Source organism: Streptomyces sp. NPDC006235, assembly GCF_040613735.1.
In the GTDB taxonomy this organism is placed as follows: Bacteria; Actinomycetota; Actinomycetes; order Streptomycetales; family Streptomycetaceae; genus Streptomyces.
This window is the reverse complement of the sequence record NZ_JBEXSR010000001.1, coordinates 396680-420725: the sequence shown is the minus strand read 5'-3', so window position 1 is coordinate 420725 and position 24046 is coordinate 396680. Positions and strand designations below refer to the sequence as shown.

At 72.3% G+C, this 24046-nt stretch carries 23 protein-coding genes; 11 read left to right on the top strand and 12 right to left on the bottom strand.

All coding sequences use genetic code 11. The annotated features are described in order from the left end of the window. Positions 1-5: 5 nt before the first annotated feature. The 3 genes from ABZ192_RS01975 to ABZ192_RS01965 are packed head-to-tail and all read right to left on the bottom strand — an operon-like array spanning position 6 to position 3630. Positions 6-1715 (bottom strand): L-aspartate oxidase, encoded by a 1710-nt coding sequence (locus tag ABZ192_RS01975; RefSeq protein WP_356922571.1) that lies wholly within the window; start codon positions 1713-1715, stop codon positions 6-8. Continuing rightward, on the bottom strand, positions 1712-2704 hold the full coding sequence (gene panC / locus ABZ192_RS01970; RefSeq protein ID WP_356922570.1) for a pantoate--beta-alanine ligase: 993 nt from the start codon (positions 2702-2704) through the stop codon (positions 1712-1714). The genes ABZ192_RS01975 and panC overlap by 4 nt, the downstream gene beginning before the upstream one ends. Further along, on the bottom strand, positions 2701-3630 hold the full coding sequence (locus ABZ192_RS01965; protein ID WP_356922569.1) for a DUF2520 domain-containing protein: 930 nt from the start codon (positions 3628-3630) through the stop codon (positions 2701-2703). The genes panC and ABZ192_RS01965 overlap by 4 nt, the downstream gene beginning before the upstream one ends. A gap of 161 nt (positions 3631-3791) precedes the next feature. On the opposite strand from ABZ192_RS01965, the gene ABZ192_RS01960 reads away from it, so the two are divergent. Next, positions 3792-5006, top strand: coding sequence for a beta-eliminating lyase-related protein (locus ABZ192_RS01960; RefSeq protein ID WP_356922568.1), 1215 nt, complete (start codon positions 3792-3794; stop codon positions 5004-5006). On the opposite strand, the gene ABZ192_RS01955 is transcribed toward ABZ192_RS01960, so the two are convergent. Further along, positions 4996-5217, bottom strand: a complete 222-nt coding sequence (locus tag ABZ192_RS01955) for a hypothetical protein (protein WP_356922567.1) — start codon at positions 5215-5217, stop codon at positions 4996-4998. The genes ABZ192_RS01960 and ABZ192_RS01955 overlap by 11 nt on opposite strands. Before the next feature lie 159 nt (positions 5218-5376). On the opposite strand from ABZ192_RS01955, the gene ABZ192_RS01950 reads away from it, so the two are divergent. After that, positions 5377-6483, top strand: a complete 1107-nt coding sequence (locus ABZ192_RS01950; RefSeq protein WP_356922566.1) for a DUF5937 family protein — start codon at positions 5377-5379, stop codon at positions 6481-6483. Positions 6484-6502: 19 nt separating this feature from the next. Here the strand turns inward: ABZ192_RS01950 and ABZ192_RS01945 are convergent, their stop codons facing one another. Further along, positions 6503-7174 (bottom strand): response regulator transcription factor, encoded by a 672-nt coding sequence (locus ABZ192_RS01945; protein WP_356922565.1) that lies wholly within the window; start codon positions 7172-7174, stop codon positions 6503-6505. 83 nt (positions 7175-7257) lie between these two features. Continuing rightward, positions 7258-8448 (bottom strand): sensor histidine kinase, encoded by a 1191-nt coding sequence (locus tag ABZ192_RS01940; RefSeq protein ID WP_356922564.1) that lies wholly within the window; start codon positions 8446-8448, stop codon positions 7258-7260. Between the two features lie 118 nt (positions 8449-8566). On the opposite strand from ABZ192_RS01940, the gene ABZ192_RS01935 reads away from it, so the two are divergent. Next, positions 8567-9577, top strand: a complete 1011-nt coding sequence (locus ABZ192_RS01935) for an SAM-dependent methyltransferase (RefSeq protein WP_356922563.1) — start codon at positions 8567-8569, stop codon at positions 9575-9577. Positions 9578-9580: 3 nt separating this feature from the next. On the opposite strand, the gene ABZ192_RS01930 is transcribed toward ABZ192_RS01935, so the two are convergent. Further along, a complete protein-coding gene (locus ABZ192_RS01930; protein WP_356922562.1) occupies positions 9581-10732 on the bottom strand; it encodes an NADH-quinone oxidoreductase subunit D in 1152 nt (383 codons plus the stop codon). 31 nt (positions 10733-10763) lie between these two features. Between ABZ192_RS01930 and ABZ192_RS01925 the strand changes: the two genes are divergently transcribed. Continuing rightward, complete coding sequence (locus ABZ192_RS01925) at positions 10764-11330, top strand: PH domain-containing protein (protein ID WP_356922561.1); 567 nt, start codon at positions 10764-10766, stop codon at positions 11328-11330. Beyond that, positions 11327-12670: a PH domain-containing protein gene (locus ABZ192_RS01920; protein ID WP_356922560.1), complete on the top strand. Its 1344-nt coding sequence runs from the start codon at positions 11327-11329 to the stop codon at positions 12668-12670. Before ABZ192_RS01925 ends, ABZ192_RS01920 begins: the two co-directional genes overlap by 4 nt. A 71-nt stretch (positions 12671-12741) precedes the next feature. Here the strand turns inward: ABZ192_RS01920 and ABZ192_RS01915 are convergent, their stop codons facing one another. Both ABZ192_RS01915 and ABZ192_RS01910 read right to left on the bottom strand, forming a co-directional pair. Further along, entirely contained in the window at positions 12742-13956 is a 1215-nt protein-coding gene (locus tag ABZ192_RS01915; RefSeq protein WP_356922559.1) for a hypothetical protein, read from the bottom strand. Positions 13957-14090: 134 nt separating this feature from the next. Beyond that, positions 14091-15209 carry an alpha/beta hydrolase-fold protein gene (locus tag ABZ192_RS01910; RefSeq protein WP_356922616.1) on the bottom strand — a complete coding sequence of 373 codons (1119 nt, stop codon included), beginning with the start codon at positions 15207-15209 and terminating at the stop codon, positions 14091-14093. Between the two features lie 240 nt (positions 15210-15449). Between ABZ192_RS01910 and ABZ192_RS01905 the strand changes: the two genes are divergently transcribed. From ABZ192_RS01905 to ABZ192_RS01880, 6 genes are all read left to right on the top strand, one after another. Beyond that, the gene (locus tag ABZ192_RS01905) at positions 15450-17294 is read left to right on the top strand and encodes a phosphatidylglycerol lysyltransferase domain-containing protein (protein ID WP_356922558.1); all 1845 of its coding nucleotides are present in this window, start codon (positions 15450-15452) and stop codon (positions 17292-17294) included. Between the two features lie 62 nt (positions 17295-17356). Beyond that, positions 17357-18238: a dihydropteroate synthase gene (gene folP / locus ABZ192_RS01900; RefSeq protein WP_356922557.1), complete on the top strand. Its 882-nt coding sequence runs from the start codon at positions 17357-17359 to the stop codon at positions 18236-18238. Further along, positions 18235-18741: a nuclear transport factor 2 family protein gene (locus ABZ192_RS01895; protein WP_356922556.1), complete on the top strand. Its 507-nt coding sequence runs from the start codon at positions 18235-18237 to the stop codon at positions 18739-18741. The genes folP and ABZ192_RS01895 overlap by 4 nt, the downstream gene beginning before the upstream one ends. 237 nt (positions 18742-18978) lie before the next feature. Beyond that, a complete protein-coding gene (folB, locus tag ABZ192_RS01890) occupies positions 18979-19338 on the top strand; it encodes a dihydroneopterin aldolase (protein ID WP_010044305.1) in 360 nt (119 codons plus the stop codon). Then, the gene (folK, locus tag ABZ192_RS01885) at positions 19335-19946 is read left to right on the top strand and encodes a 2-amino-4-hydroxy-6-hydroxymethyldihydropteridine diphosphokinase (protein WP_356922555.1); all 612 of its coding nucleotides are present in this window, start codon (positions 19335-19337) and stop codon (positions 19944-19946) included. Before folB ends, folK begins: the two co-directional genes overlap by 4 nt. Before the next feature lie 59 nt (positions 19947-20005). After that, the gene (locus tag ABZ192_RS01880; RefSeq protein ID WP_356922554.1) at positions 20006-20494 is read left to right on the top strand and encodes a DUF3180 domain-containing protein; all 489 of its coding nucleotides are present in this window, start codon (positions 20006-20008) and stop codon (positions 20492-20494) included. A gap of 9 nt (positions 20495-20503) precedes the next feature. On the opposite strand, the gene folE is transcribed toward ABZ192_RS01880, so the two are convergent. The 3 genes from folE to hpt form a co-directional block, all read right to left on the bottom strand. After that, a complete protein-coding gene (gene folE / locus ABZ192_RS01875) occupies positions 20504-21109 on the bottom strand; it encodes a GTP cyclohydrolase I FolE (protein ID WP_356922553.1) in 606 nt (201 codons plus the stop codon). A gap of 126 nt (positions 21110-21235) precedes the next feature. Then, complete coding sequence (gene ftsH, locus ABZ192_RS01870) at positions 21236-23275, bottom strand: ATP-dependent zinc metalloprotease FtsH (protein WP_356922552.1); 2040 nt, start codon at positions 23273-23275, stop codon at positions 21236-21238. Positions 23276-23461: 186 nt separating this feature from the next. Further along, on the bottom strand, positions 23462-24022 hold the full coding sequence (gene hpt / locus ABZ192_RS01865) for a hypoxanthine phosphoribosyltransferase (RefSeq protein ID WP_020270244.1): 561 nt from the start codon (positions 24020-24022) through the stop codon (positions 23462-23464). Positions 24023-24046: the final 24 nt, after the last annotated feature.

The following is a 24046-nucleotide window of genomic DNA, read 5'->3' as shown; positions in this document are numbered from 1 at the left end:
GTCGGTCACTGCTCCTGGGGGGCCTGGGGCGGGAGGGTCGTAGGGAAGTGTGTGGTGTCCGTGGTGTGCACGGCCAGCGTGCGGTCGGGGTTCAGGCGTACGACGATGTGGCGCCGCCAGGCGGTGTCGTCGCGCTCGGGGTGGTCCTCGCGCCAGTGGCAGCCCCGGGTCTCCTCGCGCAGCCGGGCGGCGGCGACCAGGACGCGGGCCACGCACAGCAGGTTGGTGGCCTCCCAGGTGTCGACGCCGGCCTCGGCCGTCTTGCCGTTCTCGGCGAGGGCGTCGCGGGCGTCGGTGTGCAGTTGCTGGAGCTGGTCGGCGGCCTTGGTAAGGGACTCCGCCGAGCGCAGGACACCGGCCCCGTTCGTCATGATCCGCTGGATCGTGAAGCGGGCCTCCGGGGTGAGCAGCGGGTGCTCGGGGGTCTCCGGGTGCGGCACCGGCTGCGGCACGCGCGCTTCGAGTCCGTTCGCGGCGATGTCGGCCGCGATGCGCTCGGCGTAGACGAGGCCTTCGAGGAGGGAGTTGGAGGCCAGGCGGTTGGCGCCGTGCACGCCGGTGCAGGCGACCTCGCCGCACGCGTACAGGCCGGGGACGGTCGTACGGCCGTGGGAGTCGGTGCGGACGCCGCCGGAGGCGTAGTGGGCGGCCGGGGCGACCGGGATGGGCTCGGTGACCGGGTCGATGCCGTGGGCCCGGCAGGCGGCGAGGATCGTCGGGAAGCGGTGTTCCCACATGTGGGCGCCGAAGTGCCGGGCGTCGAGGAACATGTGCTCGGCGTCCTGCTCCTGCATGCGGCGCGTGATGCCCTTGGCGACGATGTCCCGCGGGGCGAGTTCGGCCAGTTCGTGCTGCCCCTGCATGAAGCGCACGCCGTCGGCGTCGACCAGGTGGGCGCCCTCCCCGCGGACCGCCTCGGAGACCAGGGGCTGCTGGCCCTCCGCGTCGGAGCCCAGGAAGAGGACCGTCGGGTGGAACTGGACGAACTCCAGGTCGCTCACCTCGGCGCCCGCGCGCAGCGCCAGGGCCACGCCGTCGCCCGTGGAGACCGACGGGTTGGTCGTCGCCGAGAAGACCTGGCCCATGCCGCCGGTGGCCAGGACCACCGCGGGGGCGTGGACCGCGCCCACGCCGTCGTGCTGGCCCTCGCCCATGACGTGCAGGCTGACGCCCGCCGTGCGGCCCTCGGCGTCGGTGAGGAGGTCCAGGACGAGCGCGTTCTCGACCGTGCGCATGCCACGCGCGCGTACCGCCTCGACCAGGGCCCTGGAGATCTCGGCACCGGTGGCGTCGCCGCCGGCGTGGGCGATGCGGCGGCGGTGGTGGCCGCCCTCGCGGGTGAGCTCCAGTTGTCCTTCGGACGACTCGTCGAAGTGCGCGCCGGTCTCGATGAGGCGGCGTACGGCGTCGGGGCCCTCGGTGACGAGGATGCGGACCGCTTCCTCGTCGCACAGGCCCGCGCCCGCGACCAGGGTGTCGTCCAGGTGCTGCTCGGGGGTGTCACCGTCGCCGAGTGCCGCGGCGATGCCGCCCTGGGCCCAGCGGGTGGAGCCGTCGTCCAGGCGGGCCTTGGTGACGACGACGGTGGTGAGGCCGGCCGCCTCGCAGCGCAGGGCGGCGGTGAGGCCGGCGACGCCGGAGCCGACGACGACCACGTCCGCGGAGATGGACCACCCGGGGGCGGGCGCGTGCAGTCGTATGCCTGTGCTGGTCACGAGGCGGCTCCGAAGGTGAGAGGAACGTTGTCGATCAACCGGGTCGTACCGACCCGGGCGGCGACGGCGAGGACCGCCTCGCCGGTGAAGTCGTCCCCGATCTCGGTGAAGTCGGACGGGTCGACCAGGGCGAGGTAGTCCAGCTCGAGCGGCGGGTCGAGGCGGGCCGCCTCGTCGAGGACCTGGCGGGCGGCCGCGCGGACGGCGGCCGGGCTGCCCGGGACGGCCGTCGCGACGGCGTGCGCGTCCGCTGCCGCGCGGGACTCGCCTATGGCGCTGAGGGCCTCGGCACGCGCGCGTGTGGCGGGCACCTCGCGGGCCCGGGCGCGCAGCGCCTCCTGCGCGGCGTGCCGGTCCTGGCCCGCGAACAGGGCGCCGGACAGCGCGAGGGCGGTGCGCCGCTCGGCGGGCGAGAGGTAGCGGTTGCGGCTGGACAGGGCCAGGCCGTCCTCCTCGCGCACGGTGGGGACGCCGACGATCTCCACGCCGAAGTTCAGGTCCCGCACCATGCGGCGGATCAGGGCGAGCTGCTGGGCGTCCTTCTGGCCGTACAGGGCGATGTCGGGGCGGGTGAGGTGGAGCAGCTTGGCGACGACCGTGAGCATGCCGTCGAAGTGGCCCGGGCGGGAGGCGCCCTCCAGCCGCTCGCCCATGGGACCCGCGGTGATGCGGACCTGGGGCTCGCCGCCGGGGTAGACCTCGTCGACGGCCGGGGCGAACACGACGTCGGCGCCCGACTCCCCGGCCAGCTTCACGTCGGCGTCCAGGGTGCGCGGATAGCGGTCGAGGTCCTCGCCCGCGCCGAACTGGAGCGGATTGACGAAGACGGTGACGACGACTTCGCCGTCGGGTCCGGCGAGGGCCCGTGCGGTGCGGATCAGCGTGGCGTGGCCCTCGTGCAGCGCGCCCATGGTCATCACCACGGCGCGGCGGCCCGCACGCGCGCGTGCGTGCAGTTCGGCGGCGGTGCTGAGCAGGGTCGTGGTCATCGGGCGTCCCCTTCGGTGCCGTCGGTCCCGTGGGCGAGTACCCCGAGGAGGTCCTCGGCGAGCTCCGGCTTCAGCAGGCCGTGGGCCAGGGCCCGGTCGGCGGTCGCGCGGGCCATCGCCAGGTAGCCGTCGACGGCCTGCGGGGCGTGCCGGCGCAGCTCGGTGACATGCGCGGCGACCGTGCCCGCGTCGCCACGCGCCACCGGGCCGGTGAGGGCCGCGTCGCCGGAGCGCAGGGCGTTGTCCAGGGCCGCGCCGAGCAGCGGGCCGAGCATCCGGTCGGGGGCCGCGACACCGGCCGTGCGCAGCAGCTCCAGGGACTGGGCGACCAGGGTGACCAGGTGGTTGGCGCCGAGCGCGAGGGCCGCGTGGTAGAGCGGCCGGTTCTCCTCGGCGATCCACTCCGGCTCGCCGCCCATCTCGATGACCAGGGCCTCGGCGGCCAGCCGCAGCTCCTCGGGCGCGGTGACGCCGAAGGAGCAGCCGGCCAGCCGCTGGACGTCCACGGGCGTGCCGGTGAAGGTCATCGCGGGGTGCAGGGCCAGCGGCAGGGCGCCCGCGCGCAGGGCGGGGTCGAGCACCCGCGCGCCGTACCGCCCGGAGGTGTGGACGAGCAGTTGTCCCGGCCGTACGGACCCGGTGTCGGCGAGGCCCGCGACCAGCTCGGGCAGGGCGTCGTCCGGGACGGTCAGCAGGACCAGCTCGGACCGCTGGAGGACCTCGGCGGGCGGCATCACCGGCACGTCGGGCAGCAGTTGCGCGGCGCGGCGCCGGGAGACCTCCGAGACCGCGGAGACGGCGACCGGGCGGTGCCCGGCGAGCTGGAGGGACGCGGCCAGTGCGGGTCCCACGCGGCCGGCGCCGACGACGCCGACGGTGAGCCGCGCGGGGCGGTCCCTGGGGTCTGGCTGTGGGGTTGTGTTCACTCGACGGCGGCCTTCCCGTTCCAGTCCGCTCCGGGTACCGGACGATTTCTCGTCATGTTAACGCGATCGGTTCGAGGGGCGTTCGGTTGTCCACAGGGTGTGCGTTCAGGCGGGAAAAAACCGGGTGCCCGCCCGCATCTGCGCGCGGGATGATCCGGACCATGAGTGACACGGCGGAACAAGCAGGACAGGCAGAACAGGACGAGCAGGCGACCGGGAAACCCTCGGACGAGGACCTCAGGTCACAGCTCCGTGAGCGGCGCCTGGCCGCCCACCGCGGCGCACAGCGCGTCTTCGCGCGCTTCGCCTTCCACAAGACGCTCCGGGAGCGGCTGGCGGAGCTGGACGGGGTGCAGGACCTGTACGACCTGGACGAGCGGTCCGACGTGTACGGCGACGGCGTCGTCGAGGCACTGGAGACGAAGGTCGCCGGGCTGCTCGGCACCGAGGCCGCCGCGTTCTTCCCGACGGGCACGATGGCGCAGCAGGTGGCGCTGCGCTGCTGGGCGGGCCGCACCGGCAACCCGACCGTCGCCCTGCACGCGCTCAGCCATCCCGAGGTGCACGAGCGCAACGCGTTCAGCGAGGTCGGCGGCCTGCGGCCGGTGCGCGTGACGGGCGAGCCGCGACTGCCCACCGCCGCCGAGGTGCGCGACTTCGAGGAGCCCTTCGGGGCGCTGATGCTGGAACTCCCCTTGCGGGACGCCGGTTTCGTGCTGCCCTCCTGGGAGGAGCTCACCGAGGTGGTGGCGGCAGCCCGGGATCGGGACGCGGTGGTGCACTTCGACGGGGCCCGGCTGTGGGAGTCCACAGTCCACTTCGGCCGACCCCTGGAGGAGATCGCGGGCCTGGCCGACAGCGTCTACGTGTCGTTCTACAAGTCCCTCGAGGGCTTCGGCGGTGCGGCGCTCGCCGGGCCGGGGGAGCTCGTGGAGGAGGCGAAGGCCTGGCGGCACCGCTACGGCGGCCTGGTCTTCCAGCAGTTCCCGGCGGCCCTGTCGGCGCTGGCCGGGCTAGAGCGGCAACTGCCCCGCCTGCCGGAGTTCGTCGCCCACGCGCGCGTGGTGGCCGCCGCCCTGCGCGAGGGGTTCGCGGCGGCCGGGGTGCCGTGGGCGCGCGTGCACCCGGAGGTGCCGCACACCCACGACTTCCAGGTGTGGCTGCCCTACGACGCCGACGTCCTCTCGGAGGCGGCGGTGCGGACGGCCGAGGAGACCGGCACCATCCTGTTCTCCTTCGCCTGGGACCGGAGCGGCCCGGGCCTGGCCCGCACGGAGGTGCAGGTGCGGTCCGCCGGTCTCGAGTGGAGCGCCGAGGACGTGAAGACGGCCGTCACCGACTTCGTCGCCCGGCTGCCCGGGCCGATCAGCCCGTAGCGCGACGCCGTGAGGGCAGCCACCGGCCCAGGGCGTGCCGGACCCGCTTCCGCTCCCGGGCCGGGCGCCCGGCGAGGACCGCCCGGAAGTGCCGTTCGTCGCGCCACTCCCGTACGACCTGCCAGTCGTGCGTGCCCGGCGCGGGCCGGGCGGACTCCCCGAGGGAGTGGGCGCGGTAGCTGTCGAGGAGGTACTGCTGCGTGATGCTCATGGTGGATCGCCTCTGCGGGACGGGGTGATGGAGGTCCGAAGGCTCCGCGGCTGCCCCGGTGGTCCCACAGTGCGCCCGTGCCGAGGCAGGCGTCGCGCCGATTGACGAGGCCCGTCAATCGACCGGGGCGTTGTCGGTGGCGGGGTGCACCATGAGGTCATGAGCGTGCACATCGACATCGCGGGGCTGCGGCCGGAACAGGTCGCCGTCGTGCCCTCGCCCCTGGCCGAGCTGGGCATGGCGCTGCACGCGCTGTCCGAGCCGGGACACCACCCGGGCCTGCAGGGCTGGGTGACGGGCGTGACCGCCCGGCTCGACCCGCATCTGGCCGACCGGATGTGCGAGGCCGACTTCCTGTGGCGGACGACGTTCTCGGACCTGTTCATGCCCTTCGCCGGCATCCCGGGCCGCAGCACGCTGCCGGGCGCCACGCTCGCCGAGGAACTGGACCTGCTGGACAAGCTGACGGACGAGCAGTTCGTGGACGCGGCCCTGGAGTTCACCTGTGCCGTCGGGTACGGCTCGTGCGGGCCCACCGCGCTGTCCGACCCGGAGCTGCGCCGCCGGTCGCTGGACCTGGCCGCCGCGCGCGGGCCGCAGCAGCTGCGGTTCAGCGAGCGGCTGCTGGCCGACCCGCCCAGGATCCGGGCCTGGCTGCGGCAGTTCCTGCAGGACTGCGACGAGGCGTTCTTCGCGGAGGCCTGGTCCCGGCTGCGCCACCAGCTCGCCGCGGACGCCCGCCACAAGACGGATCTGCTCAGGCACAAGGGCCTGGCCGAGGCGCTCGCCGCGGTGTCCCCGGCTCTGACGCTCGACGAGGCCGCCGCCGACATCGCGGTCGACAAGCTGGGCGAGGGCCGCACGACGACGGGCGACGGCGGCCTGCTGCTCGTCCCGACGAGTCTGGGCTGGCCCCATCTGGCGGTCCTGCACCGGTACGGCTGGCAGCCGGTGCTGCACTACCCGGTCGGCTCCCCGGAGATCGCCGCCCCGCCCACGCTGGAGCAGCTGGCCCTGCGCATGACCGCCCTGTCCCACCCCGTGCGCATGCGCATCTGCCGCAATCTGGCCCGCACCGCGTACACCACCGGTGAGCTGGCGCAGGCGCACGGCATGACGGCCCCGGAGATATCCCGGCATCTGGCCGTGCTGAAGAAGGCGGGCCTGATCACCACCCGCCGCCGCGGGCGCTACGTCCTGCACCAGCTGGACGTGACGGTGGTGGCCCGGCTCGGCAGCGAGTTCCTGGAGGGGATCCTCAGGTAGCAGCCCCCTGGCGGACGGCTCAGGCGTGCCCGCCGGCCCGCACCAGCCCCGTCTCGTAGGCGAGCACCACCACCTGCACCCGGTCCCTGAGGCCCAGCTTGGTCAGGATGCGGCCCACGTGCGTCTTCACGGTCGCCTCGGACAGCACCAGCCGGGCCGCGATCTCGCCGTTGGACAGGCCCTGCGCGACCAGCACCATGACCTCGCGCTCGCGTCCGGTGAGCCGCTCCAGCTCCTGGTGCTGGGGCTCCTTCGCGGTGCTCGGCAGCATCGGCGCGAAGCGGTCCAGGAGCCGCCGGGTGGTGGAGGGCGCGACGACCGCGTCCCCGCTGTGCACGGAGCGGATCGCGGCGAGGAGCTCCCCCGGCGGGACGTCCTTGAGCATGAAGCCGGAGGCGCCCGCCTTCAGCCCGGAGAAGGCGTACTCGTCGAGGTCGAACGTGGTCAGGATGAGCACCTTCGGCGGGTCGGTGTCCGAGCAGATCCGGCGGGTCGCCTCCACCCCGTCCAGCTTCGGCATGCGCACGTCCATCAGCACCACGTCGACGTCGGTCGAGCGCAGCACCTGGAGGGCCTCGACACCGTCGCCCGCCTCCGCCACGACCTCCATGTCCGGCTGGGCGGCGAGCACCATCCGGAACCCGGTGCGCAGCAGCACCTGGTCGTCGACGAGCATCACGCGGATCGTCATCGGAGCCTCTTCCAGTCTCTGTTACAGGTCGGAGCGTTGCAGGTGGGAGCGTTACAGGTGTCAGCGAGGGGCGTGTGCCGAGGTCAGCCGGCGGGTTTGAGCGGCAGCAGGGCACTGATGCGGAATCCTCCGCCCGGGCGCGGGCCGGCGTCCAGGGTGCCGCCGACCATGCCGACCCGTTCCCGCATGCCGATCAGGCCGTGGCCCTGGCCGTCGAACCCGCCCTCCTCGTACAGCTCGTGCGGGGCGCCCTTGCCGTCGTCCTCGACGAGCAGGCCGAGGCCGTCGTCGAAGTAGACCAGGCGCACGCTCGCGCCCGCGTTGGGCCCGCCGTGCTTGCGGGTGTTGGTGAGCGCCTCCTGCACGATGCGGTAGGCGGTCAGCTCGACGCCGCTGGGCAGCGGGCGGGGGGTGCCCTCGACCTTGAAGTCGACGGGCAGTCCGTGCCCGCGGCACTGCTCGACGAGGTCCTCGATCTGCTGGACGTCGGGCTGCGGCACGTACTCGCCGCCCTCCTCGTGCTCCCCGGTGCGCAGCACGCCGAGCAGGCGGCGCATCTCGGCGAGGGCCTGACGGCCGGTGGAGGAGATGGTCTCCAGGGCCTTCTTCGCCTGGTCGGGGGCGGCGTCGAGGACGTAGGCGGCGCCGTCGGCCTGCACCACCATCACCGAGACGTTGTGCGCGACGACGTCGTGCAACTCGCGGGCGATGCGGGCGCGTTCGGCGGCGACGGCGACCTTGGACTGTGCCTCGCGCTCCCTCTCCAGGCGGGCGGCCCGCTCCTCCAACTGCGCGAAGTAGGCGCGGCGGGTGCGGATGGAGTCGCCGAGCACCCAGGCGAGGGCGAAGGGCACGGTCATGAAGACCGCCGCGGCGATGCCGGTGGCGGTACTCGTCTGGTCGTTCGGCCAGCGCAGGTGGGCCACGGGGGCCGCGCACAGGCCGGCGACCAGCGCGAAGCGGGAGGCCCAGCGCGCGCCCTCCGCGGCGACCGTGTAGACGATCACCAGCATGGCGAAGTCGTGGGGGCCCATCTCCACATCGGTGATCAGCTGGGCCACACCGACCGCGGTCGCGAGCAGCAGCATCTTCTCCGGCATGCGGCGGCGCAGCGCGACCACCAGGCACAGCAGCAGCGCGAGCGGAACGGCGACGGCCGGGGGGCCGAATTCGCCCGCCGCTCCGCCGACCACGGAAATCCCGAGGAGGACCACGGCCCACGAGCCGTCGACCCACATCGGGTGCCTGCGGAGGAAGTCATAGAGGCGCTGCACGTAACCCAGCGTAGGGAAGCGGGATAGGTGCAGGGGTCAACCGGAGGGCCGATCCGCACCGGGCGCGTGTACTCCGCAAGGTGGAGTTGCGTTCGTTGTGTCCGCATAGCCTGGCCCCGTGACAGCAGTGACGAGGGGCGAGGGACCGGAGGGGCCCCGGTGGCGCGGGTGGCGTGCGGCGGCTCAGGAGGCCCTGTACGGGCCGGGCGGCTTCTACCGCCGGGCCGAGGGGCCGGCCGGGCACTTCCGTACGTCCGTGCACGCGTCGCCGCTGTTCGCAGGGGCCGTGGCGGAGCTGATGTGCCGGGTCGACGAGGCGCTGGGACGGCCCGCGACGCTGGACTTCGTCGACATGGCGGCCGGACGGGGCGAGCTGGCCGCCGGGGTGCTCGCCGCACTCCCGGCCGACGTCGCGGCTCGCACGCGCGCGTACGCCGTCGAAGTCGCCGGGCGGCCCACGGGCCTGGATCACCGGATCGAGTGGCGGGCCGAGCCGCCGCAGGGCGTGACCGGGCTGCTGTTCGCCAACGAGTGGCTGGACAACGTACCGGTGGAGGTCGCCGAGGTGGACCCCGCGGGCGTGGCCCGGCTGGTGCTGGTCCGGGACGACGGGGCCGAACGGCTCGGGGAGCCGGTCGACGGGGCGCAGGCACGGTGGCTGGCGCGCTGGTGGCCGCTGCCCGGCGAGCCGGGGCTGCGGGCCGAGATCGGCCTGCCCAGGGACGAGGCCTGGGCCTCGGCGGTCGGCACGCTCGACCGGGGGCTCGCGGTCGCCGTGGACTACGCGCACACGGCGGACACGCGGCCGCCGTTCGGCACGCTCACCGGCTTCCGGGAGGGTCGCGAGACGGCGGCCGTGCCGGACGGCTCCTGCGACATCACGGCCCATGTGGCACTCGACGCGTGCGCGCTGCCCGGCGGGCGGCTGCTCCCGCAGCGCGAGGCACTGCGCGCCCTCGGCGTGACCGGCGCACGCCCCCCGCTCATGCTGGCGTCCACCGACCCCGCCGCCTACGTACGCGCCCTCGCGAGCGCCGGAGAGGCCGCCGAGCTCACCGCGGCGGGGGGCCTCGGCGACTTCGGGTGGCTGGTGCAGCCGGTCGGGATCGGGGACATGCTCGCCGCGTGACGGCTACTTGTCGATGTCGCCCACGACGAAGAACATCGACCCCAGGATCGCCACCATGTCCGCGACCAGCGTCCCCGGCAGCAGCTCCGTCAGCACCTGGATGTTGTTGTACGAGGCGGAGCGCAGCTTCAGCCGGTACGGGGTCTTGTCGCCCTTGCTGACCAAGTAGTAGCCGTTGATGCCGAGCGGGTTCTCGGTCCAGGCGTACGTGTGGCCCTCGGGCGCCTTCAGGACCTTGGGGAGCCGCTGGTTGACCGGCCCGGGCGGCAGTTCGGCGAGCCGGTCGAGGCAGGCGTCGGCCAGGTCCAGCGCGTTGTGCGTCTGCTCCAGGAGGCACTCGAAGCGGGCGAGACAGTCGCCCTCCTGCCGGGTCACCACCTTCAGGACGTCGCCCAGCTCCCCGTAGGCGAGGTACGGCTCGTCCCGGCGCAGGTCGAAGTCGACGCCCGAGGCCCGGCCGATCGGCCCGCTCACCCCGTACGCGTGCACGGCCTCCGGCGAGAGCGTGCCCACGCCGCGGGTGCGGCCCCGGAAGATCTCGTTGCCGAGCACCAGGTCGTCGAACCGGTCCATCCGGGAACGGACGTCGGCGACGGCGGCACGCGCGCGCGTGGTCCAGCCGGCCGGCAGATCCTCCTTGAGGCCGCCCACGCGGTTGAACATGTAGTGCATCCGCCCGCCGGAGACCTCCTCCATGACGTGCTGGAGCTCCTCGCGCTCCCGGAAGGCGTAGAAGATCGGGGTGATCCCGCCGAGCTCCAGCGGGTACGAGCCGAGGAACATCAGGTGGTTGAGCACTCGGTTCAGCTCGGCGAGCAGCGTACGCAGCCACACCGCGCGCTCGGGGACCTCCATGCCGAGCATCCGCTCCACGGCGAGGACCACGCCCAGCTCGTTGGAGAAGGCCGACAGCCAGTCGTGGCGGTTGGCGAGCATGATGATCTGGCGGTAGTCGCGCGCCTCGAACAGTTTCTCCGCGCCGCGGTGCATATAGCCGATCACGGGCTCCGCGTGCGTGATGCGCTCGCCGTCCAGCACGAGCTTCAGCCGCAGCACGCCGTGCGTGGAAGGGTGCTGCGGCCCGATGTTGAGCACCATGTCGGTGCTCTCCGCGGCGCCGCCGATTCCGACCATGGTCTCCGTCGTAGGAGTCATGGAGACAGTCTCTCCTACGTACGCTGGCCTCATGGAGACGGGGAGCCCGCGGGACACGGGGCCGACGGGGACAGAGGGCGCGGCGGGGACACCGAGCGCCACGGAAGCGCAGGGCGTGGCGAAAGCCGTCGAAGACGGGCCCGTGTGGATCGCGCTGCCGCCCGGGCTGCTGAAGATGCGGCGGTTGCTGCTGGTGGTGTGGCTGGGGCTGATCAGCATGGCCGCCGGGCTGGTGCCGGGCCTGCTGGCCGGGCCCGCCTGGGCCGCCTTCGCCCTGCCGCCCCTCGCGCTGATGACCTGGGGCTGGGTGATGGTCGGCCGCAACTGGCGCTCCTGGCGGTACGCTGAGCGCGCCGATGACCTGCTGATCAGCCGCGGTGTGCTGTGGCGCGAGGAGACGGTCGTGCCGTACGGGCGGATGCAGCTGGTCGAGGTCACCTCCGGGCCCGTGGAGCGGCACTTCGGGCTGGCCAGCGTGCAGCTGCACACGGCCGCCGCGGCGACCGACGCGACCATCCCGGGCCTGGACCCGGCCGAGGCCGAACGGCTGCGCGACCGGCTCACCGAGCTGGGCGAGGCCCGATCGGCGGGGCTGTGACAGCGCCCGACGCCGCTGAGGCCGCCGAGCCCGCCGAGGCCGGGAACGGGATCGTCGAGCGGCGGCTGCACCCCGTCACGCCGCTGAGGCGGGCCTGGGCCCCCGTCGCCGTCCTCATCGGCTGGGCCGTGCACGACCCGGACGGGGCGCAGCGCCATCTGACCCGGCTGACCACGACCACGCTCCTCATCGGCCTCGCCGTGCTCGTCCCGGCCGCGGCCCTGTACGGCTTCTGCTCCTGGTGGTTCACGCACTTCGCGGTGACCGAGACCGAACTGCGCATCCGCACGGGCCTCTTCTTCCGCCGCACCGCGCACATCAGGCTGGAGCGGATCCAGGCCATCGACGTCACCCAGCCGCTGCTCGCGCGGGTCGCGGGCGTCGCCAAGCTCAAACTCGACGTCATAGGCACCGACAAGAAGGACGAGCTGGCCTTCCTGGGCGCGGACGAGGCGCGTGCGCTGCGGGCCGAACTGCTCGCCCGGGCGGCGGGATTCGCGCCGGAGACCGCGCACGAGGTCGGGGAGGCCCCGTCCCGGCAGATGCTGCGGGTGCCGCCCGGCGTCCTGGCCGTGTCGCTGCTGCTGAGCGGGGCGACGTGGGGGTCGCTTGCCGCGGCGCTCGTCGTGCCGCCGGTGCTGTGGCTGGCCACGGAGAGCGTGTGGACCGTCCTGGCCGTCGCCCTTCCGCTGCTGGGCGCCGCGGGCGCGAGCAGCGTGGGGCGGTTCGTCGGCGAGTACGACTGGACGGTGGCCGAGTCGCCCGACGGGCTGCGCATCGACCACGGCCTGCTGGACCGGGCCCATGAGACGGTGCCGCCGGGGCGGGTGCAGACCGTGCGGATCGTGGAGCCGCTGCTGTGGCGGCGGCGCGGCTGGGTGCGCGTGGAGCTGGACGTGGCGGGGTCCTCCAACTCGGTGCTGGTGCCGGTCGCCCCGCGCGAGATCGCGGAGGTGGTCGTCGCGCGCGTGCTGCCCGGGGTGACCGTGCCGGAGCAGGCGGCCCTGTCGCCGTCGCCGCGCCGGGCCCGGTGGTGCGTGCCGGTGTGGTGGCGCGGGTACGGACTCGCCGTCACGGACGCGGTGTTCGCGGCGCGGTCCGGGCTGCTGCGGCGCAGCCTCGCGCTGGTACCGCACGCGAAGGTGCAGAGCGTACGGATGACGCAGGGGCCGTGGGAGCGGGCCAGGGGCGTGGCCGACGTGTGCGTGGACACGGGCGCGAACAAGACGGTGAGCGCACGGCTGCGGGACGCGACCGAGGCACGCGAGCTGCTGGCGGCACAGGCGGAGCGGTCACGGACGGGACGCAGGGACGCGCGGCCGGACCGCTGGATGGCGTGACATGACGGGGAAGGGCCCCCGGCCGTAGCCGGGGGCCCTTCCCCGTCATGTCAGGAACCTGAAGTGCTGTGTCAGGAAACCGCGCTCCGCAGCCCCTGCACATCGATCTGCTCCGTCTCGTCATGCGCCGTCAGGTCGATGACCTGGCCGATCCCGCGCGACTCCTCGTCCGCGGGCTTGTACCCGGCCTCCGCCTCGGCCTTGTGCAGCGCGAGGGCCTCCTGGCCGACGACATCGGCCAAGTCCTCGTTCTGCACGGCCTCCAGGGCCGCCCGTGACGTCTCCTGCTTGGTACCGAAGAAGTCGAACCCGCCTTCGGACAGGGGGCGCCGCACCGGCGTCTGCGGTGCCACGGCCACCGCGGTCGGCACGGTGTAGTGCCCCGAGGAGGCAGGCTGCACGGGGCGCTCGGCCTCGGTCCCGGGGGCCGTGGAAGTGCCGGCCGCCGCGGAGGTGCCGGCGGTCGCCCGCTCGTGCCCGGCGACCGCCTCGGACTGCCCCTGCGGCTGGTCCTCCTCGGCCTCCTCCGCCTGCTCCCGCTGGTCGTCCTTCCGGTCGTCCCCCGCGGGCTCCGCGTCGTCGCCCTTCGGCGTGCCGTCGCCGTCGCCGCCCCCGTCCGGGTCCGGGGCGGAGTCGCTGTCGAGCCGGGCGAGCGCCGCCGCGGCCCGCAGGAACAGCCGGGAGCCCTCCGGCGAGAACACGGCGGGAATCGCCGTCTGCTCGTCGACGGTGAGGCCCTCGGCCGCGGTGGTGCCGGCCGCCTCGTCCCCCTCCGCCGGAGCGTCCGCCGCCTGGACCGCCCCCGCGGGCAGCGCGGCCCGTACCGGAGCCGTCGCCTCGATCTCGAGCACGCGGCGTTCCTCCAGGACGCTCGCCCGCTCGGTCTCGGCTGTGGCGTACCGGCGCAGCAGAGAGGCGTGCTCGTTGCGCAGCCCGGCCAGTTCGGTGCGCTTGGCGCGCAGCCGCTGCTCCAGCTTGGCGCGCAGCTCGCGGGACTCCTCGAGGTCGGCCTCCAGTTCGGCGACCCGCTCCTCGAAGCGCCACTCGTCGCTCGCCCGCGCGCGCGTGAGGTCGGCGACGCGTTTGCCCGCCTGGATGTCCCAGCGGCGGAGCACGACCGCGCCGACGACCGCCGTCGCCGCGGCGGCCGCGGCCAGACCACGGAGCACCGTCGGCTCCGTGAACACCCAGGGCCCCAGGGCGCAGACGAGGGAGACGCCTGCGATCGCCGACGGGGGCAGCAGCCTATGCAAGGGCGGGGAATGGCGGTGACGTCCACGTGGCATGGCCAGAAACTTACCGCGCGTAGGCGAATCTTGGTGAGCCACCCCGCAAAAACAAAGCGATGCGAAGCGTTCACACGGCATCGTTACCCGGGAAGAAGTGGAATCGGCCCTTCTTTCCATTCCCAAGATCGTTTTCAGCGGCCGTTCAGCCGCTCGCCGATCCACTCCAGCGTCGCCGGAATCTCGCGCCGCCAGGTGTTGAAGTTGTGCCCGCCGCTCTCCAGGATGATCGACGAGATCCGCGTCCGCCCGGTGGCCTCCACCCGCTCTATGAACCGCAGCGTGTCCTTGTAGTTGGACTCGCCGGACCTGCTGCTGGTGACGAGCAGTGAAGTATCGGGAGCGGGCCTGTGCTTGAGGTACCACCACAGGTCGGCGCGATTGCGGAGCCCCTTGTCGCCCTGGAAGAGATCACCCGTGGTGGCGTCGATCGGCGCCTTGTAGTACGCGGACAAACCCGCCCCGGCGCCATACACACCGGGATGGTGCATGGCGATCTTCAAGGCGCAGTAGCCGCCCGTCGAGTTGCCGATGATGCCGAGGCCGCCCGGCTTTTCGGTGACCCGGTAGTGCGTACGCAACGCGTCGGGCAGATCCCTGGCGAAGAACGACTCGGTCTGCGGACCGCCTGGGACGTCCACGCACTCCGTGTCCCGGGGCGGCGCCACCGTCGGCCGCAGCATCACGAGGATCATCGGCCGCATCCGGCCCGCCCGGGTCAGTTCCAGTGCCGTGCGCGGGTAGTGGAGCTTCTCCACCAGCGCCGACGCCGTGCCCGGATAACCGGTCAGCACGACGGCCGCGGGGAACGTACGAGTGCGGTACCGCGGCTGGAAGTACTCCGGCGGCAGATAGACGTACGCGGGCGTGGCGATGTGCGTCGCATGGCCCACGATGTCGATCTGCTGGATCCGGCCGCCCGCCCGGGCGCTCACCCCGGCCGCGCCCGGCACCCGGCGCGAGTCGACCACCCGCAACGGGCTGCCGTCCGGCGTGTGGTCGACGACCACGCCCTGGTCCTTCTCCTGCCCGAACAGGTCCGCCCAGCTCGCGTAGAAACCGAAGGACTGGTTGGCGGCCAGCCCCACCGCGGCGAACAGCGCCACCTGCGTGGCGAACAGCAGGCCGACCCGCCCGCTCACGGCCCGCAGGCTCCGCCGGGCCAGGCGTGGCCACAGCCAGACCGTGCCGGCGAACAGCAGCACGGCGGACAGCACCGCCAGCACCAGCACTTTGTTGCTCGTCAGACCCAGACCCATCGATGGTTACCTGTCCGCGCTTCCCGTCCGGGGCCGCCCCGCGCGCTCACACCTTCGCGCGGGCTTGTCCCAGACTTTCCTTTGCCTTTGAAACGGCTTTGACGACGGGAGTGAACCTCTTCCCCCTGGACACCGTCCTAGAGGGCGCAATGTCGCCGGATGCCCGAATCGGCACCGGATCCAAGGTCTCTCGCAGAACTACGGGATGCGATGTCTGTCAGGACAGATGAGGAAATGTCGGGCGAGGTTCCGAGTCGTGGCAACGCCACGGCGGGAACCGGCCGGATGAGCCGTGTACGCCACCTGCTGCGCGGCCCACGCCCCGAGGCCGTCCCCCTCCTGGTCGGCAGAGCCTGCGCCCTGGTGGGCGCCCTGGACATCGCCGCGGGCGTCTTCCCGCGCTTCCGGCACAGCCGTATGCACGCCATCGCCGAGGTGCTGCCCGGCGCGCTCGGCCCGTTCGCGGCCGCCCTGTCCCTCAGCACCGGCGTGCTGTTGCTGCTGCTCGCCCACGGCCTCAAGCGCGGCAAGCGCCGGGCCTGGCGGGCGGCCGTGGCCCTGCTGCCGGCCGGTGCCGTCGCGCAGTTCACCTACCGGCACTCGATCGTGGGCGTGCTGATCTCCCTGGCCCTGCTGGCCCCCCTGCTGCGCCACCGCGACCAGTTCGACGCCCTGCCCGACCCGCGCAGCCGCTGGCGGGCCCTGGCCAACTTCGTCCTGATGAGCGCCGGTTCGCTCCTGCTGGGCCTGCTCATCGTCAGCGTCCACACCGAGCGCATGGTCGGCGACCCCAGCCTGGCCGACCGCATCACCCACGTCATCTACGGCCTGTTCGGCTTCGAGGGCCCGGTCGACTACCAGGGCAACACCTCCTGGACCGTCGCCTTCTCGCTCGGCGCCCTCGGCCTGCTCACCGCCGTCACCACCATCTACCTGGCCTTCCGCCCCGAACACCCGGCCGCACACCTCACCGAGGAGGACGAGGCCAAGCTGCGCGCCCTGCTGGAGAAGCACGGGCGCCGCGACTCCCTCGGCCACTTCGCGCTGCGCCGCGACAAGGCCGTCGTCTTCTCCCCCAGCGGCAAGGCGGCGGTGACGTACCGCGTGGTCTCCGGCGTGATGCTCGCCAGCGGCGACCCGATCGGCGACGTCGAGGCCTGGCCCGGCGCCATCGAACGGTTCATGGACGAGGCCAAGGCCCACTCCTGGACACCGGCCGTGATGGGCTGCTCCGAGACCGGCGGCGAGGTGTGGACCCGCGAGACCGGGCTCGACGCCCTCGAACTGGGCGACGAGGCGGTGGTGGACGTCGCGGATTTCTCCCTCGCCGGCCGCGCGATGCGCAACGTGCGCCAGATGGTCAAACGCATCGAGCGCGCCGGTTACGAGACCCGGGTACGACGTGTCCGTGACGTCGGCGAGGCCGAGCTGGAGCGCATCCGGCGCGCCGCGGACGACTGGCGCGGCACCGACACCGAGCGCGGCTTCTCCATGGCCCTGGGCCGCGTCGGCGACCCCGCCGACGGCGACTGCCTCATCGCCACCGCCCACAAACAGGACGACCGCCCCGGCGCCTACGGCGACCTGAAGGCGATCCTGCACTTCGTGCCCTGGGGCACCGACGGTGCCTCCCTCGACCTCATGCGCCGCGACCGCTCGGCCGACCCCGGCATGAACGAACTGCTCATCGTGGCCGCCCTCCAGGCAGCCCCGAAGCTCGGCATCGCCCGCGTCTCCCTCAACTTCGCCATGTTCCGCTCGGCGCTGGCCCGCGGCGAGAAGATCGGCGCCGGCCCGGTGCTGCGCGCCTGGCGCGGACTGCTCGTCTTCCTCTCCCGCTGGTTCCAGATCGAGTCGCTGTACAAGTTCAACGCGAAGTTCCAGCCGCGCTGGGAGCCCCGCTTCGTCGTCTACCGGGCCTCCGCGGACCTGCCCCGCATCGGCTTCGCCGCCATGCAGGCCGAGGGCTTCGTCAACCTGGCGCTGCCGCTGCCGCACTTCCTGCGCCGCCGTCGCCCGGCCGGCCGCCGCCCCTGCGCCCACGGCACGACGACGGAACGGAGCGTCAGAGCGGCGTGACCTGTCCGGACAGAGCCGGGCCGCAGCGCCTGACGGCCGTCCCCTGGGCCTACGCTGAACATATGAGCAACCAGAGCGGACGCGGGCGCGTGGCGGGCCTACCGGAATGGGACCGCTGCGCGGTCATGGGAGTCGTGAACGTCACCCCCGATTCCTTCTCCGACGGCGGCCGCTTCTTCGACACGACGGCCGCCGTCAAACACGGCCTCGACCTCGTCACCGAGGGCGCGGACCTGGTCGACGTCGGCGGCGAGTCGACCCGCCCCGGCGCCACCCGGGTGGACGAGGCCGAGGAACTCCGCCGCGTCGTCCCCGTCGTCCGCGGCCTGGCCTCCGAGGGCGTCACCGTCTCGGTCGACACCATGCGCGCCTGTGTCGCCGAACGGGCCCTCGCGGCGGGCGCCGCCCTCGTCAACGACGTCAGCGGCGGCCTCGCCGACCCCCGCATGATCCCGGCCGTCGCCGACGCCGGCGCCCCGTTCGTCGTCATGCACTGGCGCGGCTTCCTCCAGGGCGGCAACGTGCGCGGCGAGTACGCCGACGTCGTCACCGAGGTCGTCGACGAACTCCACGCGCGCGTGGAGGCCGTCCTGGCGGGCGGCATCGCCCCCGACCGCGTCGTCGTCGATCCGGGGCTCGGCTTCTCCAAGGACGCCGAGCACGACCTCGCGCTCCTCGCGGGCCTCGACCGGGTCCTCGCCCTCGGCCATCCGCTGCTCGTCGCCGCCTCCCGCAAACGCTTCCTCGGCCGGGTCCTGGCCGGCCCGGACGGCCCGCCACCGCCCGCCCGCGAACGCGACGCCGCCACCGCCGCCGTCTCCGCGCTCGCGGCGCACGCCGGCGCATGGGCGGTCCGCGTGCATGAGGTACGCGCCACCGCGGACGCCGTACGCGTCGCCCGCGCCATCACAGCGGCACGCACCGGCGCAGAAGGAACCCGGTGAGCGCCCCGCACACCGACGTCGAGCAGGTCGAGGCCGCCAACACCGCCTTCTACGAGGCACTGGAACAGGGCGACTTCGAAGAACTGGCGTCGCTCTGGCTGACCCCCTCCGACCTGGGCGTCGACGAGACGTACCACGACCCGGCCGACAGCGGCGTGGTCTCCTGCGTGCACCCCGGCTGGCCCGTGCTCACCGGACGCGGCGAGGTCCTCCGGTCGTACGCGCTGATCATGGCCAACACCGACTACATCCAGTTCTTCCTGACCGACGTGCACGTCTCCGTCACCGGCGACACCGCCCTGGTGACCTGCACGGAGAACATCCTCAGCGGCGGCCCCGCCCCCCAGGGCGAGGACGAGGAGCTCGGCCCGCTCGTCGGACAGCTCGTGGTCGCCACGAACGTGTTCCGGCGCACGCCCGCGGGGTGGAAACTCTGGTCGCACCACGCTTCCCCCGTTCTGGCCGAAAACGACGAGGACGAGCAGGACGAACCCCCCGCGTGAGTGGGTACGTGCCAGGAAGTGGTTGGAATCACGGACCCGCGGGTATGGGCGGCTACCAACCCGTGAGCCGCCGGGTTCCCCAGGGAAAACGCCGGGTGAATCCTGCCGGGTCCCGTCCGGGCCCACGCCCCCGAGGCCCGGCCCCGCCCGGGCTCGCAGGTAGATTCGACTGAGGCCGGTGTGCCGCCCGCACACGGCACGGACCGGCCGGCACCGACGATTGCAGGAGTGATTCGCGTGGATCGTGTCGCGCTGCGCGGCCTGAAGGCCCGCGGGCACCACGGGGTGTTCCCGAGGGAACGCGAGGAGGGCCAGACCTTCATCGTGGACCTCGTCCTCGGCCTGGACACCCGCCCGGCCGCGGCCGACGACGACCTGGCGAAGACCGTGCACTACGGCATCGTGGCCGAGGAGGTCGTGGCCGTCGTCCAGGGCGAGCCCGTCAACCTCATCGAGACGCTCGCCGAGCGCATCGCCCAGGTATGTCTGAAGCACGACGGGGTGCGGCAGGTCGAGGTCTGCGTCCACAAGCCGGACGCCCCGATCACCGTCCCCTTCGACGACGTGACCGTCACGATCACCCGGAGCCGAGTATGACCGCGCCCTTCCTCAAGGGTCCCAGCGACCCGACCGTACAGCCGGTGCCCGCCTCCGTCGTCGAGAAGGTCGACGCCGCCGACACCACGCTCAGCAACCCCAAACGGGCCGTGGTCGCCCTCGGCTCCAACCTCGGCAACCGCCTGGAGACCCTCCAGGGAGCCATCGACGCCCTGGAGGACACCCCCGGCGTCCGCATCAAGGCCGTCTCCCCGGTCTACGAGACCGAGCCCTGGGGCGTGGACCCCGGCAGCCAGCCCGCTTACTTCAACGCGGTCGTGGTCCTCAAGACCACCCTCCCGCCTTCCTCGCTCCTGGAGCGCGCGCACGCGGTCGAGGAGGCCTTCCACCGCGTCCGGGACGAGCGCTGGGGCCCGCGCACCCTGGACGTCGACATCGTGTCCTACGCCGATGTCGTCTCCGACGACCCGCAGCTCACCCTCCCCCACCCCCGCGCCCACGAGCGCGCCTTCGTCCTGGCCCCCTGGCACGACCTGGACCCCGAGGCGCAGCTGCCCGGCCGCGGTCCGGTCGCCGGTCTGCTGGACTCCGTCACCCGCGAGGGCGTGGCGCCGCGCGCGGACCTGGAACTCCGGCTGCCCGAGTAGCCGTTAAGGTCGAGACGGCTGTACACACCGGGCCCGAGCCGGGGAACCGAAGGGACACTGTGAAAGAGCTGCGCATCAGGGTGCTGGTCGGCGTCTTCGTCGTGGCCGGGGTCCTGTCCTGGGCGGGCGCCCGCCTGTGGAACTCGATCGGCACGCTCCCCAGCGTCCCCCTGGCCGCCCCCATCGTCCTGGCACTGATCGCCGTGGTGCTGCTCGCCACGGCGCTCTCGCTGCGCGCCCGGCTGAGGGCCCAGCGCGAGCGGCAGCCCGACGCCAAGGGCGTCGACCCCATGATGGCGGCCCGCGCGGTCGTCTTCGGCCAGGCCAGCGCCCTGGTCGCCGCCCTCGTCGCCGGCATGTACGGCGGCACCGGCGTCTTCCTGCTGGAGTCCCTCGACATCCCCGCCCGCCGCGACCAGGCCATCTACGCCGGCTTCTCCGTCCTCGCGGGCATCGGCGTCATAGCGGCGGCCATCTTCCTGGAACGCGTCTGCAAGCTCCCGGACGACGACGAACACGAGGGCACGGGCGCGGCCCCGACCGTGTGACGTCCGGCGTCAGTTCGCCATGATGAGGCTCATCGCCTCGTTCCGCGTCGCCGCGTCCCGCAGCTGCCCCCGCACGGCCGACGTCAGTGTCTTCGCGCCAGGCTTGCGTATCCCGCGCATCGACATGCACATGTGCTCGCACTCCACGACCACGATGACACCGCGCGGCTCCAGGATCTCCATCAGCGAGTCCGCGATCTGCGTGGTGAGTCGTTCCTGCACCTGCGGGCGCCGGGCGTAGACGTCCACGAGCCGGGCCAGCTTGGACAGCCCTGTGATCTTTCCGCTGTGGGCGGGGATGTACCCCACATGGGCGACGCCTCGGAACGGCACCAGATGGTGTTCACATGTCGAGTACACCTCAATGTCTTTCACGAGGACCATCTCGTCGTGCCCGATGTCGAACGTCGTCGTCAGCACGTCCTCCGGCTTCTGCCACAGCCCCGCGAAGATCTCCCTGTACGCCCGCGCCACCCGCGCCGGCGTCTCCCGAAGCCCCTCCCGGTCAGGGTCCTCGCCGACCGCGATCAGCAGCTCCCGTACGGCGTTCTCGGCCCGCTTCTCGTCGAACTCGCCGATCTGGCCCTCGCCGTCCAGCATCACGGGGTCGGTCATCTGGTGCCTCGTTCCTGTGTCCATCACGGGGCGGCGTGCACACATGGCAGAAAGCCGCGCCCCCCAGGCTAAAACCTGGGGGGCGCGGCATCCATTCCGGGCCGGTGGGGCCACCGGGAGAGCGTGTCAGCTCTCGGGGCGGTCCTCCGGGGTTCGCTCGGGCGCCGGGGCGGGCTCCGCCGCGGTGCTCTTCGCGGTGGTGATGGCCGGCGTCGCGCCGTTCGCCCCGTTCGTCAGGGCCAGCTCCTTGGGGGAGAGGACCGGCGGGCGGGTGGACGGCGTACGGCGGGAGGAGCCGGTCCAGGCGGGCCTGGGCGGGCGCTTGACGATCGGGGCGAAGATCTCGGCGATCTCCTCCTTGCCCAGCGTCTCCTTCTCCAGCAGCTGCAGTACGAGGTTGTCGAGGACGTCGCGGTTCTCGACCAGGATCTCCCAGGCCTCGTTGTGCGCCGTCTCGATGAGCTTCTTGACCTCTTCGTCGACCAGCGCGGCGACCTCTTCCGAGTAGTCGCGCTGGTGAGACATCTCACGTCCGAGGAAGGGCTCGGTGTTGTCCCCACCGAACTTGATCGCGCCGAGACGCTCGGTCATGCCGTACTGCGTGACCATCGCCCGGGCCAGGCCCGTGGCCTTCTCGATGTCGTTGGCGGCACCCGTCGTCGGGTCGTGGAAGACGAGCTCTTCGGCCGCGCGGCCGCCCAGCATGTAGGCCAGCTGGTCCAGCATCTCGTTGCGCGTGGTCGAGTACTTGTCCTCGTCCGGCAGCACCATCGTGTAGCCGAGGGCACGGCCTCTCGACAGGATCGTGATCTTGTGGACGGGATCGGAGTTCGGTGAGGCCGCCGCGACCAGGGCGTGTCCGCCCTCGTGGTACGCGGTGATCTTCTTCTCCTTGTCCGACATGATCCGGGTCCGCTTCTGCGGGCCCGCGACCACACGGTCGATCGCCTCGTCCAGCATGTGGTTGTCGATCAGCTTCTGGTCGCTGCGGGCCGTCAGCAGGGCGGCCTCGTTCAGCACGTTGGCCAGATCGGCACCCGTCATACCGGGCGTACGGCGGGCGACGGCCGACAGGTCGACGTCCGGGGCGACCGGCTTGCCCTTCTGGTGAACCTTGAGGATCTCCAGACGGCCCTGCATGTCCGGGCGGTCGACGGCGATCTGCCGGTCGAAGCGGCCGGGGCGCAGCAGCGCCGGGTCGAGGATGTCGGGCCGGTTCGTCGCGGCGATGAGGATCACGCCGCCCTTGACGTCGAAGCCGTCCATCTCGACGAGCAGCTGGTTCAGAGTCTGCTCGCGCTCGTCGTGACCACCGCCGAGGCCGGCGCCGCGGTGGCGGCCGACCGCGTCGATCTCGTCGACGAAGACGATCGCCGGGGCGTTCGCCTTGGCCTGCTCGAACAGGTCACGGACCCGGGAGGCACCGACACCGACGAACATCTCGACGAAGTCGGAACCGGAGATCGAGTAGAACGGCACCCCGGCCTCGCCCGCGACGGCACGCGCGAGCAGGGTCTTGCCGGTACCGGGCGGGCCGTACAGCAGTACGCCCTTGGGAATCTTGGCGCCGACGGCCTGGAACTTGGCCGGCTCCTGCAGGAACTCCTTGATCTCGTGGAGCTCCTCGACGGCCTCGTCCGAACCGGCGACGTCCGAGAACGTCGTCTTGGGGGTGTCCTTGGTGATGAGCTTCGCCTTGGACTTCCCGAAGTTCATGACTCGGGAGCCGCCGCCCTGCATCTGATTCATCAGGAACAGGAAGACGACCACGATGAGGACGAAGGGGAGCAGCGAGAGCAGGATCCCGACGAACGGGTTCTGCTTGGACGGCGAGACCGTGTAGCCGTCCGGGATCTGCTTGTCCTGGAACTTCGCCTGGAGCGTGTTGGCAATCGTCACGCCCTGGTCGCCGATGTAGCTCGCCTGGATCTTCGAGCTGCCCTCGATCTTTACGCCGTCCTTGAGCGAGGCCTTGATGGTCTGCTCGTCGCCGGTGGTCAGCTTGGCCGACTCGACCTTGTTGTCATTGATCGCCTGGACGACCTGGCCGGTGTCCACCGTCTTGTAGCCGCCGGACGAGCCGACGACCTGCATCAACACGACCACGGCAAGGACGGCCAGCACGATCCACATGACCGGCCCACGGAAGTATCGCTTCACGTCCATCCATACGGAGCGGTGCCGCCCCGTCCCTCCTGCCATAGTGAGTTTGATAAAGGCTGTTCTTCGGACGGTACCCCAGCATTGTCACCTGAAGCCGCGTGGGACGACTGGCGATCCGTCTACGCATGCTCCAACGGCGGGAAGCCCGCTGGGGTTCCCGATCACCGGCACGGCACCCCGGCCGGAATGTCAGCCGCCGTACACGTGGGGCGCGAGCGTACCGACGAACGGGAGGTTGCGGTACTTCTCGGCGTAGTCGAGCCCGTATCCGACGACGAATTCGTTGGGGATGTCGAAGCCGACCCATTCCACGTCGATGGCGACCTTCGCGGCCTCGGGCTTGCGCAGCAGCGTGCACACCTTGAGGGAGGCGGGCTCGCGCGAGCCGAGGTTGGAGATCAGCCAGGACAGGGTCAGGCCGGAGTCGATGATGTCCTCGACGATGAGGACGTGCTTGCCCTTGATGTCGGTGTCGAGGTCCTTGAGGATCCGCACCACACCGGAGGACTGGGTGCCCGCCCCGTACGAGGATACGGCCATCCAGTCCATGGTGAGGGGGGTGGACAGCGCCCGGGCGAGATCGGCCATGACCATCACCGCGCCCTTGAGGACGCCGACGATCAGCAGGTCCTTGCCCGCGTACTCCGCGTCGATCTTCGCGGCCAGTTCGGCCAGCTTGGCGTCGATCTCTTCCTTGGTGATGAGTACCTGCTGAAGGTCGGCACCCATGTCTTTCGCGTCCACCCGCATCACTTTCGGTCGTCCCTGACTGAG